Here is a 17,170-nt window from a genome sequence, read left to right as displayed (position 1 = left end):
TAATAAGCTTCACCTATTGAAATTTCTCTTGCAAATTCGACTCCGATTTGTCTAGGAAGTTTCGCCCCCATTTTCTACGTATTCATTTGTATTCATTACTTTCTATTATATAAATATCGATACAAAAGAAATATTGGTATAAATGACTTATCCTTTTATTTATTCGACTTGTTTTTTTGCAATGATGCATCTCTCTTTTTTAAAAGTATTAACTTTAAAAATATTTACCTTCTTCTTCTTTTTTTACTATCCAACCTACATTCCCAAACAAATTATACCTACGCGATACAAACCCGGGTTTTTCATCTCCCCTTGTTATTTTTCATGTACCCAGGTTTTGATCAAGATAGCGCCTGTGCAGGGCGCACTAAAAAAACATCCATAGATTTGATTTACACAAATCTATGGATGTCTCTATATTTAAAATTTATATTTTTACACTGTTCCTATTAATAAACAGCTCAATTCCATCTCCACGAATAAGCTTAACCTCTGTAGCCTTTTCTGTAATTGAGATTCCTATTAACCTACCTTTAAAGTGAATATTAAAGCTTAACTTCTTCCACTTTTCAGGAATAATGGGCGCTAAATAAAGTTGTCCTTCTATAACTCTTAAACCGCCAAAGCCATTTACAACAGCCTGCCAAGTTCCACCTAGGGAGGCACCATGAAGGCCAGAAGCCGCAGTATCTTGTTCGTCATCTAAATCCAATCTGCAGGTTTTAAAGAAATAATCTACAGCTTTTTCCTTCATACCTAGCTCTACAGCCATTATGCAATGAGTATTAAAGGACAGTGATGAATCATGAGTAGTTATTGGTTCATAAAAATTATAGGCTGTTAGTTTTTGTGTTTTATCAAATTTATCATTAAGTAAATACATCAGTAATAATACATCAGCTTGTCTTAATATACGATATCTCATAACACGTTCATAACCTATTACTTCAAGTAGTGGCATGGTTCTGTCTGCATATTTTTCCATATCAATTTCAGGATAATCCATAAAGGCATCATCTTGAATTAATAGCTCGCGGCTTTTGTCCCAATTTTTATATATATTATTGCTAACTTTCTTCCATTGTTCTACTTCTGTTATTTCTAAATTAAGTTTATTCTTTAGTTCTATTAATTTTTCTCTAGAATTTTGCTCCAAATACTCTACAGCTTCTATGGCTAGCTCTAGATTTCTTTCAGCTAAATAATTTGTATACATATTATTATTTGCTATAGAGCAGTATTCATCTGGTCCTTTAACCGCAAGAATGGTATATTTCCCTAGCCTTTCATTAAAAGCTACACGTTCTACCCAAAATCTAGCGGTTTCAATATAAATCTCTGTAGCGTAATTTTCCAAAAAATCTGTATCCTTGGTAGTTTGCACATATTGATCTAGGGCGTAGGCAATATCGGCGGTTATATGAATTTCACAATCTCCGTATTCCCAACTGTCACATTGTTCTGAGCCATCATGGGCACTCATCCAAGGATACATGGCACCTCTTAGACCACGTCTCTTCGCATTTTCACGGGCAGCCGGCAGCATATTATATCTATACATTAATAAATTTCTAGCTGCTTGTGGATTAGTAAATAAATAAAATGGGAACATAAACATTTCTGTATCCCAAAAAGCGTTGCCCTTATAGCGAGTATGACTTAATAGCTTTGCTGGCAAGTTTACGTAGGCATCCCAAGAGGCATTGGCCTGAATTAAATTAAATATATTAAAACGTATTCCTTGTTGGGAGGAAGTATCCCCCTCAATTTCTATATCAGCTATTTCCCAATGTTTTTCCCAAGCCAGTTTATGAGAATTATACAAAATATCATACTGATTATTGGCTGCTTTAACTATTTCCTCTCCTGCTAGCGCTTTTAGCTCTGTAGTCTTGGCATCACGAGAAGTGTAAGTTGCCACATACTTATCAACACCAACTTCTTTTTCTATTTCTCCTTCAAAAATAACAGTTTGAATTACCTTCCTTTCCTTAAGATCTAGGTCTACTTTCATATTATTTATAGGTGAAAGCCACACATACTGCGCTAAAGTTATTCCTGTAGTTTTAGTACAAGATTCTAAGTAAGCTCCATTTTTACCAAAGCCTTCTACTTTCACTGTATTAAAATGGTAATTCGGAATTATTTTTTTTATGGGGGGATAATCCCTTTGTTTTCTATTAAATACATCTCCATCTAACACCGTTTCAAGTTTCATTGGCAGTTGATGATTTACTGGTGTTAGTCTAATTCTTAAGCAGTTTAAGTGCACATTATCCATAGATAGAAACCGCTGGAAGTAAAAACGAGTAATATTTCCCTCAGGATCTTCCCAAGTAAATTCACGGGTTAAGGTACCTGCCTTCATATCCAGGGTTCTGCTATAATCCCTTAATCGCCCCTGAGTCATGTCTAATTTAGAATTTCCTATCCATATATTTGTGCTTATACAATCTGGGCAGTTAACTATTTCTACATAGTCACCCTCAAAGTTATCAAAAACCCCTGCAATATAGTTTCCCGGATAGGTTTCCATTTCTTCACTAAAACCTTCCTCTAAGCAACCACGTAAGCCCATATAACCATTTGCTAAAGTAAAATTTGTTTCATAATATATATTTTTCTCTGGTTCATAGTCTTTTTCAACTATCTTCCAAGGCAAAAATTCCATTTACTTTCCCTCCTTTTCAAGAAAATTTAAGAAGCCATTTACGCTTCCACCTACAGCTTTAACCTCTGGAGGAAGTCCTAAAGGAGCTTCTGAAACATCGAAGAAGTCACCCTTACGAGATTTATCTGTTATCATATAAGCGTCACTGCCTTGTACCCCTTCCCCAAAATAAGTAAATTCATCTCCCCAAAAACAACAGTCTTCTATCTTTATAGCTTTACTTAAGATTACTTCTTCTAACAAGCTGTCCACATTATCCCCTTTAGTACTCATCCCAACTTCAAGATATTTTGCATCTGTAGTAACCATTACATCTATGCCAGCAGTTTTACCTATTTCACTGGTATAATCCATTAGACCTTTTATTCCTTTTTTATAGCCATAAAATTTTAGCCGTTGCGTTACCATATCAATTTCCTCAGGCTGTAGAAATAATTTTCCTTGACGATCGAAACCCACCAAAAGATCAATTTTACAATAATTAGGTCTACTAAAAACTATATCTGTTTCATAGTTATACTCACTCAAAAGATATTTATGAAGCTTAAAACAGACTTCATGAATTTTAATTACCTCTTCCTTTTTAGGCAAAACCCCACCTAAGATTTTTAAGTTTCCCATCTCATCAAAGCCATAATTAAAGGAGCCTCTACCTAAACCTAAATATAAGTTTTTAAGTAGCTTTTTATCTATAAGCTTATGAAGCTTCCCACCTGCGATATTTTCATAACTTGTACCACTTATTATTACTAACTTAACTTCATTCTCAAGAAGTTTTACCATTAAACGAAGTACTTTATCTGTGGGTGCAGTTCTACTTACTACTGCAGTTCCATCCCAATCGAAAAATATTGCCTTGTAATTTTTATTCATTTTACCCCTTCTTTCTTTAACAAAATAGACTTACCCTTTAACTGCCCCAGCTGTTAAACTACCCACTACCTGCTCTTGAGCAATTATAAATAAAATAATGGTTGGAAGTATGGTTAACACTACTGCCGCAAACATAGCTGGATAGTTACTTGAAAACTGACTAGTATAATAGTTAAGAGCTATTGGGACGGTTCTTGCATTATTTCCGCTGGTTAGAATTAAGGCAAAATAGAATTCATTCCAAGAGCCTATAAACTGAAGTATAGCTGCAGTTGCAGCACCAGGCCTTGCCAATGGAAGTATTATTTGCAAATAAGTTTTAAGGAAACCAGCCCCATCTATGTAGGCCGACTCATCTAAGGATTTCGGTATGCTGAGGAAATAGCTTCTCATAATATAGAAGGTTACAGGTATACTAAAGGCTAAATATACAAATATTAGTCCTGTTTTAGTGTCAAATAAATTAAAGGTTTTAAATAAAACAAAAATCGGTTGGGATATGGATTGCGCTGAAATTAATAGTACTGAAGATATTAGCAGCACCAAAAGACCTTTAAATTTAAAATCAAATCTTGCCACCACATAGGCGCAACAAGAAACAATAATCACACTTAACAAGGTGCTTGTTCCACAAATAAGTAGAGAATTTGTAAAGAACTTTCCTACAGGTGCTATAGACATGGCCTTCTCATAGTTGCTAAAACTAAATTGTTTGGGAATAGAAAAAGCCGAATTTCCAAATAATTCTTTATGAGTTTTAAAGGAACCTAGGATTACCCATAGTATCGGTCCTATAGAAATAACTACGAAAAATAATAAAACTATATATTTTATAAGAACAATTACAAATCTTTTAAACATTTTCAGCCCTCCCTTCTATTCATTTTTTTGACCGAATTTAAATATTTTACCAATAGAGAACACTAAAAATAAGCCAAAGATAATTTGAACGACACCTATAGCATTAGCCAAGCCATAATTCATTTCTAAGTTTGCAGTTTTAAAGAGGTAAATTGGTAAATTTAAAGTAGTATTATCTGGCCCACCCTTGGTAGTTATATATAAAATATCAAATTGAGATATCATACTAACAGCAGCCAAAATAACGCAGGTAGTTAATATATTTCTTAACATTGGTAAGGTTATAAATACATCTACCTGAAAGCGGCTGGCCCCATCCACTTTTGCAGATTCAAAAACCTCCGTAGGTATGGTACCTATTTCGGACATGATTAGTATTGTATTAAAGGCTGAATAGAAAATCCAAGTACAGGTAACCGTTATAAAAGTATAGCTGCTATTGCCAAATAGGTTTGGAGTTAAATCTCCCTTGCCTAAGGCTACAAAAATACTTTTTACAATGCCTAAATCTGGATTTTGTAATAGATAAAACATTAGGCCTGTAGCTGCAGTAGGTATAATATTGGGAATCATGTAAGAAGCTCTTACAAATTTCCAGCCAAAAGGCTTTCTGTAAAGTAAAAGTGCCACTAATATTCCGAATGAAATAGATAGGGTGGTTTGAAGCAGGATCCAAATTGTCGTGTTACTTATGGCCTTCCAGAAGTCGCTATTGTTTATAAACAAAGTTTTGAAATTATCTATACCTGCAAATACAGGGCTTTGAAAAGGCGTGTAATTACAAAAGGCTGTAACAAATACAGTTACTAATGGGAGAGCAAAAATTATAGTAAAAAGCAATACTGTGGGAGCTATAAAAGCAATCACCCAAAAATTTTTATTTTTAACCACATAAATCCTTCCCTCTAAAAGATAAATCCCCACATTCCATGAGGATTTATCCTTATATAAATTCATATTATTTATTTTTTCGAGCTACTTCTGTGAGTTTATTTGCCATATCCTCAGGCGTTAACTTTCCGAAAGCAAGGTCTGGAAGCAGATTACTTAATGCGTCTAAAGTGTTTGGATACCATAAAGCTTGGTTTTCTCCATAGGTTGTTTTTATCTTGCTGCTAAGATCAATTATATCCCCTAGTAATGGATTGTCTTTTATGATGTTAGTCGGTGCTGGAATCTTTGGCGACTCATAAATATTTCCAGTAATTTTCATGTATTCTATTTGATTTTCCATAGAGGTCTTGAATTTTTCAAAGTTGATTGCCGCCTCTATTTTGGCATTGTCCTTAGCACCTATCATTTCACCAAATTGTGGAACTGAAATTATACCTTCACCTGGGAAGGGTGCAACTGCAACTTTATCGTAGAAACCAGCTTCCACCTTTGTAGTATCTTTAAAATCTGGTACCATCCATGGTCCATTGGCAATCATAGCCACCTCACCTTTTTCAAAGTGATTTGTAGGAACTACCCAGTTTCCACCTACTGCATCTTTAGTTGTATAGTTTTTGAACAGCTTTTGAATGTTTGCAAACGCACTAATTACTTCTGGAGATGTATAATCTTTAGGAAAGGCCGTATTCATCCACTTGTTACCATTTGTTCCACTAGTGCCAATCATGGAGCAAAGCATTAAGGAAGTGAACCATCCATACTCTGCGGTATCCAAGGCAATTGGAGTAATATTAGCCGCTTTAAGCTTTTCACAAACTTTAAAAAACTCATCCCAGGTTTTGGGGAATTCTGCTATACCTGCTTTATTAAACAATTCTTTATTATAGTACATAGTACCAACTTCCTTAGTATAAGGGACTCCGTAAATCTTGCCATCTCTAGAGTTATAATCTAATGACTTTTGGTCAAATAAGCCCTTCCAGTCTTCGTCTGCATTAAAGTAAGGTGTCAAATCCGTTACTTTTCCTGATTTTACAGCTAAATCTAAGTAATTAGCACCCGTGGCTTGAATGATATCTGGAAGGTCTCCTGATGAAATTAGCAGCTTCATCTTCTGAGCATAAGCATCCGCTCCTGGTATTTCTTCTACTTCAAGGGTTACTCCCTCTCCCAATTTTGATTTTGGAAATTCCTCTACTAGTTTTTTAAAGAAAGCTGCCTCTGGTAAAGTACCTACCCAATAAGTAGCTATTTTAAGGGTTACAGGTTCTTTTTTTGTGCTATTAGCTGTACTAGTGGAAGCCCTTTCTGGTTTAGCGTTACAACCCATTAAGTTTAGTGTCATTACACCGCAAACCATAGCTACTAAGATTCTCTTTGTCGTTTGTTTCATTTATATTTCCTCCTATATTTTCAGTCTCAGGTTCTCGCCAACCAGAACCATTATTCATTTTCTGAGGATAAGCATCCTCTCCTGGTATTTCTTCTGCTTCTAGAGTTATACCCTCTCCCCATTGGTGTGCTAGTAGCTGTACAAATGAAAGCGCTGTCCGTCTTTTGCGTAACAATCCCTTAAGTTTAATGTCATTGCTCAGCAAACCAACGCTGCTAAGATTCTTTTTCTGGTTTGTTTTATCTGTATCCCCCTATATTTTCAAGTTGAGTTTATTATAGAAAATTTTAAGCCTGAAGTTAATTGAGTAAAATGCTTTAAACTTTTACTTTTATTGCCTAGTTTTTTGAAAATTCAGAAGACCTTTACTTACAAATAAATTTTTTTTTTATTTTTACTTTCTTTTATTAATTTTACCCTATTTATAAGGAAAAAGGATTGGTAAAAGCTATGTCGAATTACTATGCATTCCTTATGCGAGGTGCTGTTATGAATACGATTAGATTTAAGCTTTTTCTTCTTATAACCTTTATTGTAATACTTATTACCTCTGTAACTGGCGGGTATTTTTATTTTACGATGTCAAATACCCTAAGATCTAATGCAGAAAGGGAACTTTCTCAGATTTTAAATCAAACCAATAATAATCTGAAAGCGCAATTTGATACTATAGATTCAACCTTACTATTTTTCATGTCCAACCCTTTAATTAGAGATAATTTAGATAAAGAATCTCCAAACTTTGAGGAAGTTCATCAAGCCATGCAAAAAACCAACATCGAAAAACAATTGTCTTATTTACTTATCTATAACTACTTGTGGGATGCACAGCTAATAAAATCTGTATATATATTTGATAGTAAAAACGCCCATTACCACATTGAACATAATAGTTTAACTACGGAGGTTTCTCTTCAACATAATGTAAAGGCTTACCAGGAAAGCTCCTTACAGCTTGAGGCAACTCAAATTATACCCCCTACTGAAAAAGATGAAACCCTTTACTTAGTTAAAAACATGAAAAGTGAATACTCTTTAGAGCATATTGGCACAATTATTTTTGCCATAGATGTGCAAATTCTATCGAAAAACTTTAAAGATATTACTCAATATAAAGGTGCCCAAGCCATCCTTGTTAATAAAAACAAGGAAGTTTTGCTTCATACCGACACTAGTATGCTAGGCAAAAAAATAAATGCTAACCTAGTCGAGGGCTCTTCTACTGAATTAAAGGAAGTAACTAGTAAGGGAGAAATTTATTTGACCATGGCTAAACCAATAGAAAAATATAACTTTATCTCCAGTATCTCTGTCTCGAAAAAGCAGGTATTTTCTAAGTTTTCAGAGGATCTTTTAAGATATATTGAAGTAATCGCTCTAATTCTACTACTATTCTTAGTGCTTACTATTTTGCTTTCAGCTAAAATCTCCAAACCTATTAAGGATTTAATGAAGAATATAAATCATATTAGAAAAGGAAACTATGCAACTAAAATGCCTAGTTATAAAGCTTTAGAGCTTAGGCAATTATCAGAGACCTTTAATAAAATGACAGATGAAATTCAGTATCTTATAAATGATGTATATATAAAGCAATTACTTTTAACGAAAGCTGAATTAATGTCCTTACAAGCGCAAATTAATCCTCATTTTCTCTTTAACGTACTAGATACCATTAGTTGGCATGCTAGAGCCGCAGGAAATAAAGAAATAAACGAAATTATCTCCCCCTTAGCGTCCTTTTTGCGCGCTAACCTTTCCCTAAGTGGCAAGGAAAAAATAACCATAGAAGAAGAGCTCCAATATATACAATTTTACCTTTCCATCCAACATAGCCGCTTCAAAGATAGGTTTGAAAGTAAGGTTAATGTAGATGACAGTTCCATTTCATCCTACTATCTTCCTAAACTTTGTATTCAGCCCTTAGTAGAAAATGCAATAATCCACGGACTTGAAGAGAAACTTAGCAAGGGCTTGCTTACTATTAACTTTAGGTTCTATTCTGAGGGAATACAAATTGAAATACTGGATAATGGAGCTGGTTTTGAAACAAATAAGCTTACTACCTTAAAAAGTGAAAAACATGTAAGTATAGGATTATATAACTCAAATAAACGTATACAGCTTTTGTATGGTGAAAACTATGGAATAAATATCACCAGTGAATTAGGTAAAGGAACTGAAGTCATAGTTAGAATTCCATTAGATAAAGGAGAACTTAATAATGCATAAGGTATTAATTGTAGATGATGAACGGGCTATCAGACTTGGTTTAGTTAATTTTGTAGCATGGGCTTCTGCAGACTGTGAAGTAGTTGGGGAGGCAATTAATGGGTTAGAGGCTATAGAAAAAATCCAAGAGCTAGCTCCTGAAATAATAGTTACAGATGTTAAAATGCCTGGAATGAATGGAATAGAATTAGCAAAATATATTCACGAAAAGGTTCTGCCGATAAAGGTCATAATTTTAACAGGTTATACTGACTTCTCCTATGCTCAAGCGGCCCTTAAATATAATGTAGTAGACTTTGTCCTTAAGCCAACAGAACCAGTGCAACTGATTGCTGCAGTAACAAAAGCTAAGGCACAGCTGCTTGCTGCAGTAGAAGTAGACTATAGCCTTAGCTTACTTAAAAATAAAATTATTGATTACTCAGAAGCTTTAAGAGAAAAATTTATTAAGGATGTCTTTGATGGAGTAATAAAAACAAACAGCGCTATTGCAGACAAAGCTAACGAGCTTGAATTAAATTTAACTTCCTATTATGTACTTCTATTTGAAATCCATAATACAAATGCTGAAGATATAAAACAGCTGATTAGCTTAGCTTTCAAGGACTATACTTTTTATACTGTCTGCTTAAAGGAAAGCCAGTTAGGTACCCTAATCTCTTTCAAGGATGAAAATTCCTATCTCCTGTTTGAGCTATGTTCAGAAATTCTTAGAACTCTAGAAGGCTTTATAAGCGCCCCTATTTCTATTGGAATTAGTAACCCTCACTTAAATATTATGGAGCTTAAAACAGCTTATGAAGAAACTAGTATCTCCCTTACTTCTAGGTTTTATAACAAAACTGAAAATAGCCTTTGTATATATTCAAACTATGTCAATTCCTTGTGCCATGAAGAAAAATTTTCAACAAATACTTCTGTAGAGAATATCCTAGATGAGATTAAAGTAGGAAATGGACCTGAATTTTCTAGACTCATTTCTGAACTATTTGAACAGCTAAGAGCTACTAAGCAGCCTATAGACTATATAAAAAATACGGGCATCAATCTTTGTTTTGCTTTCCAAGCTTTGCTTTCAAATTATAATTTAAGTTTTTCCAGCTTCACTAAGGAGGAACAACCTATATATAAACAAATTGTAGCTTGTACTTCAGCTTTAAAACTTTCCCAGCTAATAGTTGAACTAGCTTCTGAGGTTTCAATAAAGCTAGCCATCATAACAAAACAAAATAATTTAATAATCATAAAAACTATGAGGTATATTAATGAAAACTATAAAAGTTCCATTACACTAAAGATACTTTCAGACTATGTACACACTAATAGTAGCTATTTAAGTAGGCTATTTAAGAAGGAAACCGGTGATACCGTTACTAAAACTATTAATAAAGTTCGTTTAGAAAAGGCTAAAGAACTTTTAAGCACTACTGATTTAAAAACTTATGAAGTAGCTGAAGAGGTTGGAATTCCTGACCCTTCATATTTTTCTATTATTTTCAAAAAATATACTGGTGTAAGTCCTAAGGATTATAGCAGAAGATAAACTCACCATATCCATAAACACCTTCTAAAGCCTCAAAGTTTCCGAAAATGCTAAAGTTAATTATCCAAACCCACGACCTGCCGTGTGTATTCACTCGGCAGACGACGTCCGCTTGAGAATGCATGTACTCAGATACCCATTGTTTTGTCACAGAATTTCGTGAATAAAACACAAAAAAACACGATATGAAATTTGAGTATCGTGTTTTTTTCAATTATCTTCTAATTCTAAGATGCCTTAAATTGATAAAATATACATCTTTGATATATTGAGTTATGTGCTTCTAATATTTCTTGTAAGTGAGCACTGTCCCGAGATATTACCAGAATTTATCTTCAACTGCATAAAATATGAGGTTATGTTTTAAATTCCATTTCTTACTAGTTGACGTGTGACTAAGCAGCACAGTAATCATACTGTGCTGCTTCTGGTAAGGTTGCGGTACTGGATCGGCGTCACACCTTCGACCTTTTTAAACTTTCGAATGAAGTTCGTTATATCGACATAGCCGACTTCTTCCATGATTTCCTTGAGGGCCAGTTCGGTTGTTTTTAGTAATCTCTTCGCTTCCTCCATGCGGAGAGAGTCGATGTAGCGCATTAGCGAGCAGCCCGTTTGGTCCTTGAAAAACCGGGTCGCATACGAACCGGAGAGTCCAAACTTCCCCGCGATCGTTTCAAGGTCGAGCGAATGATCCATGTATTTACGCTCAATGTAAGCTTTCATCGTTTCCAGCAGGACGACGTTTTTACTTTCTTTTTGCTTTGTAACGTATTTGCAAACTTTGAGACATATGCCTACGACGAGATGTTCCAACTCATCCATGGTCTCGCAGCGGGGTACGAACAGTTGCTGAAGCGTTTCATCAAGTCGGTCGTCGAGCTCGAGCTCGAGCTCGATGAGCGTCTTGATGGTGCTGTTGACGATATCGAAGCAGATACATTCCGCCGCTTCGACCGAGACGTTCGCCTCCGTGATGTGGCTGAACGCGCCTCGTACCGCCTGCTCGACCTGACTGACGTTTCCTTGCTTAATCCCCTTGACCAACTGGTCAATCCATTCCACGGGGTATACATAATCGCTCGTTTGAGACGGGCCGATTTCGTCAAAGGAAAAAACTCTGTCGCAGCCCTGCACGAATCGATGCCGGGATGCATGGGTTGCTTCCACGTATGACCTGGAAATGGATGCCACGTCGTCATAAATACCACCGAGCCCAATCGAAACGGTAAGGCGAAAGTATTGCTTGAAAAACGATCTCGCTTTCTCGGCCAGCTCCCGAAGTACTTCCGGATCGTCGAACCCTTCGTTCAGGCTCACGAGAAACACTATACCGTGACCGTCTAACATTTCTGTGCCGAAGCCGCTTCCCGCCTCCAAAGACAGCTCCTCGACCGCCTTGATCAAGCCGTACGTGAGCAGTTCCTGCATCCGACCGGAATTTTGCTTGCGGAAGGAGGCGTAATCGTCGATTCTTAGCAACATAACGGCGTAATAAGGCTTGTCAAGGCTCAGATTTGAAAACTGAAGCATGTCGTCGATCTCTGCTTTTGTTTTCAGCCTCCCTTTGATTAGGGAGATCAGTATTTGTTCCGAAAGCGCCCGGCTTTGACTGCGAAGCCGATGCTGCAAGCTCTCCTTCTCCTCCGCCAATTGGCCGACAGCACGAGAAATGTAGTCGATCTCATCGCCGGATTTGTGGAATAATCCCGACCGATACTGGCTCGATACGATTTGGGCCAGCCTGCTCAACGGACGATAGTGTTGGATCGAGAATCCGATCGCCATCGCAATACCGATCAGAAACACAACAACAACCGTCGTATTAAAGATGCCTCGTATGTTGGAAACCTTGCCCATCCATTGGTCGTTTGGCAACGCAACCGCGTAGGACCAATCCTGTAAGCCCGACTGTTGTGTTAGCAAAGAAAACTCCCGCCCGTTCGTTGACACCTGGCCAATACCATATTGTCCATTGATCTTGCGGATTTCTCCAAGCAAACGATCCCCAGTTTGCTCGGACACCCCATTCTCCTGCCGAAATATAACTTCTCCTTTTTGATTCAATATAAACAGGATACCGCTCGATTTGGTCAGAACGCCTTTAGCAAGACTGGCCAGCGATTCCTCGCGGATAAGAAACAGCGCAACGCCATAAGGGACTTCCGCATTCAACGGGATCGGCGCCATGTACGTAGCAACGCGTTGTTCTGCGACGCGGTTGAACGATAACGGTTCTACCGGACGCATGAAAGGAGCGGACAAGGTGTCGGCCGTTCGAATGAATTCAGAGGAGCTCCAGTTGCGGTATCGGTAAATATCTTCAAAAAACAAGTTCATATCGTACGTCCCGCTGGCGGCGTAAAGTTTCGGAACACCCGTTTTTTTGTAATAGAGAACAACGTCACTGAAGAACAGGTTCGTAGACAAATATTGCTCCAACTCGGCTACCGCTTGAAGCGAGCCGTAACCACCGTCAGTTGCTGTATAAGGCATCAGTTGCGGATTTGCGGACAATTGGGAGGCAAGCCGGTTCATTTCCTGAACACGCAAATCGACAGCATCTCGAAACTGGGCGAGAGAAGCTACGGTCGATTCCTCCACCTCGCTGCGCAGTGTTTCGAAAAAGCTCCGGTGCACGACGCTGCTTACGGCGACAAGCAACAGGACAACAACCAAAATGTAAGAGAACAAAAAGTGATGAAACCGTTGACTCCTGATCAACCGCAACCCCTCCCTCCCGAACGATATCTATACGACGATTATCTTCCCGCTGTCCCTGTCGGATCAGATGCTGGAAGCCATTATTTCTTATATCTATCGTATGCGGCTTGGTAGATGGACATATATTCGTTCAGCTTCATTTTTTTCAACGTTTCGACATAGCTGTCCCACTCTGAGAAGGGAGTTTTGCTAGTGACGAATTTGGCGTTCATCTCCGTCACGTACGTATTGATATCGGCGCTGAGAGCGGCCATCTTCTGGTTTTCCTCGGCCGTATAAGAGAACGTCGGCCAGATCTCCTTCGGTATATACTTCACGAACTTTTCCGTCGCTGCGATCGACTCCGGCAGTGATTCGGCGCCTTTGAAAAACTTTTGCTGCACCATGTTTGGATAACCGCCGCCCGGCCATACGACGTATTTAACAAGCGCCTGCTCGAAAGTTAAGCCACCCGGATTGGCGGTAATTTCCTTCGTGTACTGCAGTTCGCCAGAGGGTGTCTTCTCATACGACTTGCCCTCGAAGCCCATGAAGAACATTTTGCTGCCTTCCTCACCATACAAATAGTCCATCCAGCGTACAGTCGCTTCGGGATGCTTGTTTTTGTCGGTGATGACGAATGCCCCTGGATCGGCCAAAGGAGATCCGACGGCCGTGTACACCTGATCGCCGTGAGGCCCTTTCAACGCGTTAGCGCCGATGTATCCCGGCTGATTCATCAGCGTCTGCGGGCTTGTCGTACGGGTTGCGCCGTACAAGCCCTTCGAGCCAGTCGCGTAAAACTGGTTCGACTTGATCGTGAAAATATCCTCGGCGATCAGCTTTTCGCTGTACAACTTCTGCACATATTGCAGCATTTCCTTGTATTTGGGATCCGTTGGAATAAATCTTAGCTTACCTGAAGAATCCATGTCAACATTGGCATGGAGACTTCCTCGTGTGCCGAGTCCCCAGGCTCCTTTGAAATAATTGATGATGCCGGGCAAGCCAACGCTTTGGAATGGAATTTCGTCCGCCTGGCCGTTACCGTTCGGGTCTTTTTCCTTAAACGCTTTCAGCATATTGTAAAAGTCTTCGGTCGTTTCCGGTTCCTTCAGGTTGAGCTTATCTAGCCACTCTTTTTTGAGCCATACTTTACCGCCGCTAAGCACCGATGTAAATTTGGGATCGAACACCGTTGGGAACGAGTAAATGTTGCCGTCCGGCATCGTTAGCCCTTTGCGCACCTCCGGATTTTCGTTCAGAAGCTTTTTGATATTCGGTGCATACTTGTCGATTAGATCGTTCAGCTTGATGAATGTGCCCTGTGATCCGTATTTGAGCAAGTCCGGCGTAGGAATTCCCGCCGTGAAGAAGGCGTCGGGATAATTCCCGCCAGCGAGCATGATGTTGCGCTTTTCCGTCAAGGTTTCGTCCGGAATCATATCCCAGTCGACATGAATATTCGTCAGTTTTTCGTACTCCTGCCAGAGCATGACATCGTTCCAATTGGAAGCGGTCGTAGGTGCTTTGCCGGCGATCATCTTCAGGTTTATTTTTTCGGGTGCAATGGGCATTCCCGTTGTGCTAATTCCCGCTTCTGGTTTTTTCGTATCGTCAGGACTTTTCGCCCCGCCTCCGGAGCAAGCGGATAACAAGTTGATCGACAAAATGAACGATAATAATATGGTAACATTTTTTTTTGAGTTCATGTGATGGACCTCCCATTTTGCTGTATATTTCAACTTTCAAAATACCGAATTATTTTCATAAAAAATAATTAACCCTTCACCGCACCGATCGTAAGACCCTTGGTGAAATACCGCTGCAGGAACGGATACATCATCAGTACAGGCAGGTTGGCTATGATCACGACTGCGTATTTGATCGATTCTGCTTCCATAACGCTTTTTGCGAGTGATTCTTCTCCGCTTGCGACCATATCCTTCATGTTGCTTTGGATCAAAATTTCGCGCAACACGAGCTGCAGCGGATACTTCTCGCGACCCGTCAAATAAATAAGTGCATTGAAATAAGAGTTCCAGTGAGCTACGCTGTAAAACAACGTCATGACGGCGAGGATCGGAAGCGCCAAGGGCAGGACGATACGCAGCAAAATTTGAAGGTTGTTACAGCCGTCAATTTGCGCCGATTCCTGAATTTCTCCTGGAATACTTTGCTGAAAAAACGTCCGCATAATGATAATATTCCAGACAGCCACCGCATTCGGAATGATAAGCGCCCACATCGTGTTCACCATACCGAGCTTTTTGACAAGCAAATACGTCGGAATAAGCCCGCCGCTAAAAAACAACGTGAATACGAACAAAGCCGTAACGAAGCTGCGTCCGTAAAGCTCTTTGCGCGATAGTGGATAGGCGGCGCATATCGTCATGATGAGATTTACGCATGTCCCTAACAAAGTGTAAAGGATGGTATTGGCATATCCTGTCAAAATATCTTTGTTTCGAAACACTTTCTCATAGCCGTGAAACGTAATGCCCTCTGGCCATAGCCAAATTTCTCCGTTCACGACTTTGCCCGGATCGCTGATCGAAGCGATGAGCACGAATACGAGCGGGTACAGAACCGTGATCAGGACCAGTATGAGCAAAGCGTGCACGATAAAGACGAACATTTTGTCGCCGAACGATTGCTTTACCATAAACTCGTTTCACCCGCCTTTCGGGCAATAAAGTTGACGGTCACGAGCATGAAGAAATTAATAACAGAGTTGAACAGACCGACGGCGGCAGAAAAGCTGTATTGTGCTTCCAGGATCCCACTTCGGTAGACGTAAGTAGAGATGATGTCAGACGCTTCCATGTTGAGTGGATTCTGCAGTAGAAACACTTTCTCGAAGCCAACGGACAAGATAGATCCAACGTTCAAGATAAGTAAAATGATGATGGTCGGTAAGATGCCGGGCAGATTAACATGCCATATTCGCTGCAAACGGCTCGCCCCGTCGACCTTAGCTGCTTCATGCTGCTGAGGATCTATACCGGTCAAGGCCGCCAAATAAATGATCGAGCTCCATCCCATCTGCTGCCAGACACCTGAAAATACATACACCGTCTTAAACCAGCCGGGCTCCGTCAAAAAGGCGATTTGATCCCCGCCAAGCCATTCGATAAGGGTGTTGACGATGCCGTAGCGTGGCGACAGGAAGATGAGCAGCATGCCGACCATAACGACGGTGGACAGGAAATGGGGGGCGTAGGTGACGGTTTGCACCGTTTTCTTGAACGATTTTGACTGAACCTCGTTTATGAGGAGTGCCAAAATAATCGGTACCGGGAAGCCCACGATCAGCTCGTACAGACCGATGCCAAGCGTATTTCGAATCACCCGCCAGAAGTAAAAGCCATCGAAAAACCTCTCGAAATGCTGGAAACCGACCCATGGGCTGCCATTAATTCCTTTAGAGGCGATAAATTCTTTGAATGCGATTTGTACACCGTACATCGGGATGTAATGGAAAATAATGAAATAAACTATAACTGGTAGTAAGAGCGCGTACAAATCCCAATGCTTGCGCATTGAGGATACGAAGGGGGACCTTCGGGTCGCTGCCGTTTTTGCTGAAGCCGTTGCCAGCGTAGTATATTTCAATTAGATACACCTCCCTTTCCGTATTGTTGTTTCGGGTAATGGACTCCCTTGCCGTTTACGATAAAACAAAGCGCTTTCAACGTCCATCGGCATTTTTTAATCACATCAGCTAATCTTTACAGAATGCCGGAACGGTGCGGGTTCGGAGGCATGAGTTTTGCAAAATCTGAGCTACCGAATTAGAAATTCAATTCATATAAGTTTAAGGTTATTTCTTTTCCGCCTTATGAGTCGATCTGCCGCGTAAGTCGGAGGAGCAAAGGTTCAAACTTAACGGTGGACTCACTGTAATGAGTGCCGTGAAATCGACGCTCCACTCGGCGCGGTAGACGTAGTAGTAACAGTCGCTAAACTCCCATTAGGAATATACGAATGTCTTGATGCG

At 39.4% G+C, this 17,170-nt stretch carries 11 protein-coding genes; 2 read left to right on the top strand and 9 right to left on the bottom strand.

Going from position 1 to position 17,170, the window contains the following annotated elements; genetic code table 11:
- Positions 1 to 427 precede the first annotated feature (427 nt).
- From IEY34_RS08455 to IEY34_RS08435, 5 genes are all read right to left on the bottom strand, one after another.
- Positions 428 to 2,671, bottom strand: a complete 2,244-nt coding sequence (locus tag IEY34_RS08455) for a glycoside hydrolase family 65 protein (protein ID WP_189010249.1) — start codon at positions 2,669 to 2,671, stop codon at positions 428 to 430.
- Positions 2,672 to 3,544 carry an HAD family hydrolase gene (locus tag IEY34_RS08450; RefSeq protein WP_189010247.1) on the bottom strand — a complete coding sequence of 291 codons (873 nt, stop codon included), beginning with the start codon at positions 3,542 to 3,544 and terminating at the stop codon, positions 2,672 to 2,674.
- Positions 3,545 to 3,574: 30 nt separating this feature from the next.
- Positions 3,575 to 4,405, bottom strand: coding sequence for a carbohydrate ABC transporter permease (locus IEY34_RS08445; RefSeq protein WP_189010245.1), 831 nt, complete (start codon positions 4,403 to 4,405; stop codon positions 3,575 to 3,577).
- A 15-nt stretch (positions 4,406 to 4,420) separates the two neighbouring features.
- On the bottom strand, positions 4,421 to 5,296 hold the full coding sequence (locus IEY34_RS08440; RefSeq protein ID WP_229757528.1) for a carbohydrate ABC transporter permease: 876 nt from the start codon (positions 5,294 to 5,296) through the stop codon (positions 4,421 to 4,423).
- A 67-nt stretch (positions 5,297 to 5,363) separates the two neighbouring features.
- The gene (locus IEY34_RS08435) at positions 5,364 to 6,692 is read right to left on the bottom strand and encodes an ABC transporter substrate-binding protein (RefSeq protein ID WP_189010241.1); all 1,329 of its coding nucleotides are present in this window, start codon (positions 6,690 to 6,692) and stop codon (positions 5,364 to 5,366) included.
- A 489-nt stretch (positions 6,693 to 7,181) separates the two neighbouring features.
- Here IEY34_RS08435 and IEY34_RS08430 point away from each other — a divergent pair, with 489 nt between their 5' ends.
- Positions 7,182 to 8,924, top strand: a complete 1,743-nt coding sequence (locus tag IEY34_RS08430) for a cache domain-containing sensor histidine kinase (RefSeq protein WP_189010239.1) — start codon at positions 7,182 to 7,184, stop codon at positions 8,922 to 8,924.
- On the top strand, positions 8,917 to 10,467 hold the full coding sequence (locus IEY34_RS08425; protein WP_189010237.1) for a response regulator: 1,551 nt from the start codon (positions 8,917 to 8,919) through the stop codon (positions 10,465 to 10,467). The genes IEY34_RS08430 and IEY34_RS08425 overlap by 8 nt, the downstream gene beginning before the upstream one ends.
- A 411-nt stretch (positions 10,468 to 10,878) precedes the next feature.
- Here IEY34_RS08425 and IEY34_RS08420 read toward each other — a convergent pair whose 3' ends face one another.
- From IEY34_RS08420 to IEY34_RS08405, 4 genes are all read right to left on the bottom strand, one after another.
- On the bottom strand, positions 10,879 to 13,191 hold the full coding sequence (locus IEY34_RS08420; RefSeq protein WP_189010236.1) for a helix-turn-helix domain-containing protein: 2,313 nt from the start codon (positions 13,189 to 13,191) through the stop codon (positions 10,879 to 10,881).
- A gap of 80 nt (positions 13,192 to 13,271) precedes the next feature.
- On the bottom strand, positions 13,272 to 14,882 hold the full coding sequence (locus IEY34_RS08415) for an extracellular solute-binding protein (RefSeq protein WP_189010234.1): 1,611 nt from the start codon (positions 14,880 to 14,882) through the stop codon (positions 13,272 to 13,274).
- Positions 14,883 to 14,950: 68 nt separating this feature from the next.
- Positions 14,951 to 15,835, bottom strand: a complete 885-nt coding sequence (locus IEY34_RS08410; protein ID WP_189010232.1) for a carbohydrate ABC transporter permease — start codon at positions 15,833 to 15,835, stop codon at positions 14,951 to 14,953.
- The gene (locus tag IEY34_RS08405) at positions 15,829 to 16,785 is read right to left on the bottom strand and encodes an ABC transporter permease (RefSeq protein ID WP_373291196.1); all 957 of its coding nucleotides are present in this window, start codon (positions 16,783 to 16,785) and stop codon (positions 15,829 to 15,831) included. The genes IEY34_RS08410 and IEY34_RS08405 overlap by 7 nt, the downstream gene beginning before the upstream one ends.
- Positions 16,786 to 17,170: the final 385 nt, after the last annotated feature.

The organism is Paenibacillus marchantiophytorum (assembly GCF_014640555.1).
Classification (GTDB): Bacteria; Bacillota; Bacilli; order Paenibacillales; family NBRC-103111; genus Paenibacillus_E; species Paenibacillus_E marchantiophytorum.
This window is presented reverse-complemented; position numbering and strand designations above follow the sequence as displayed.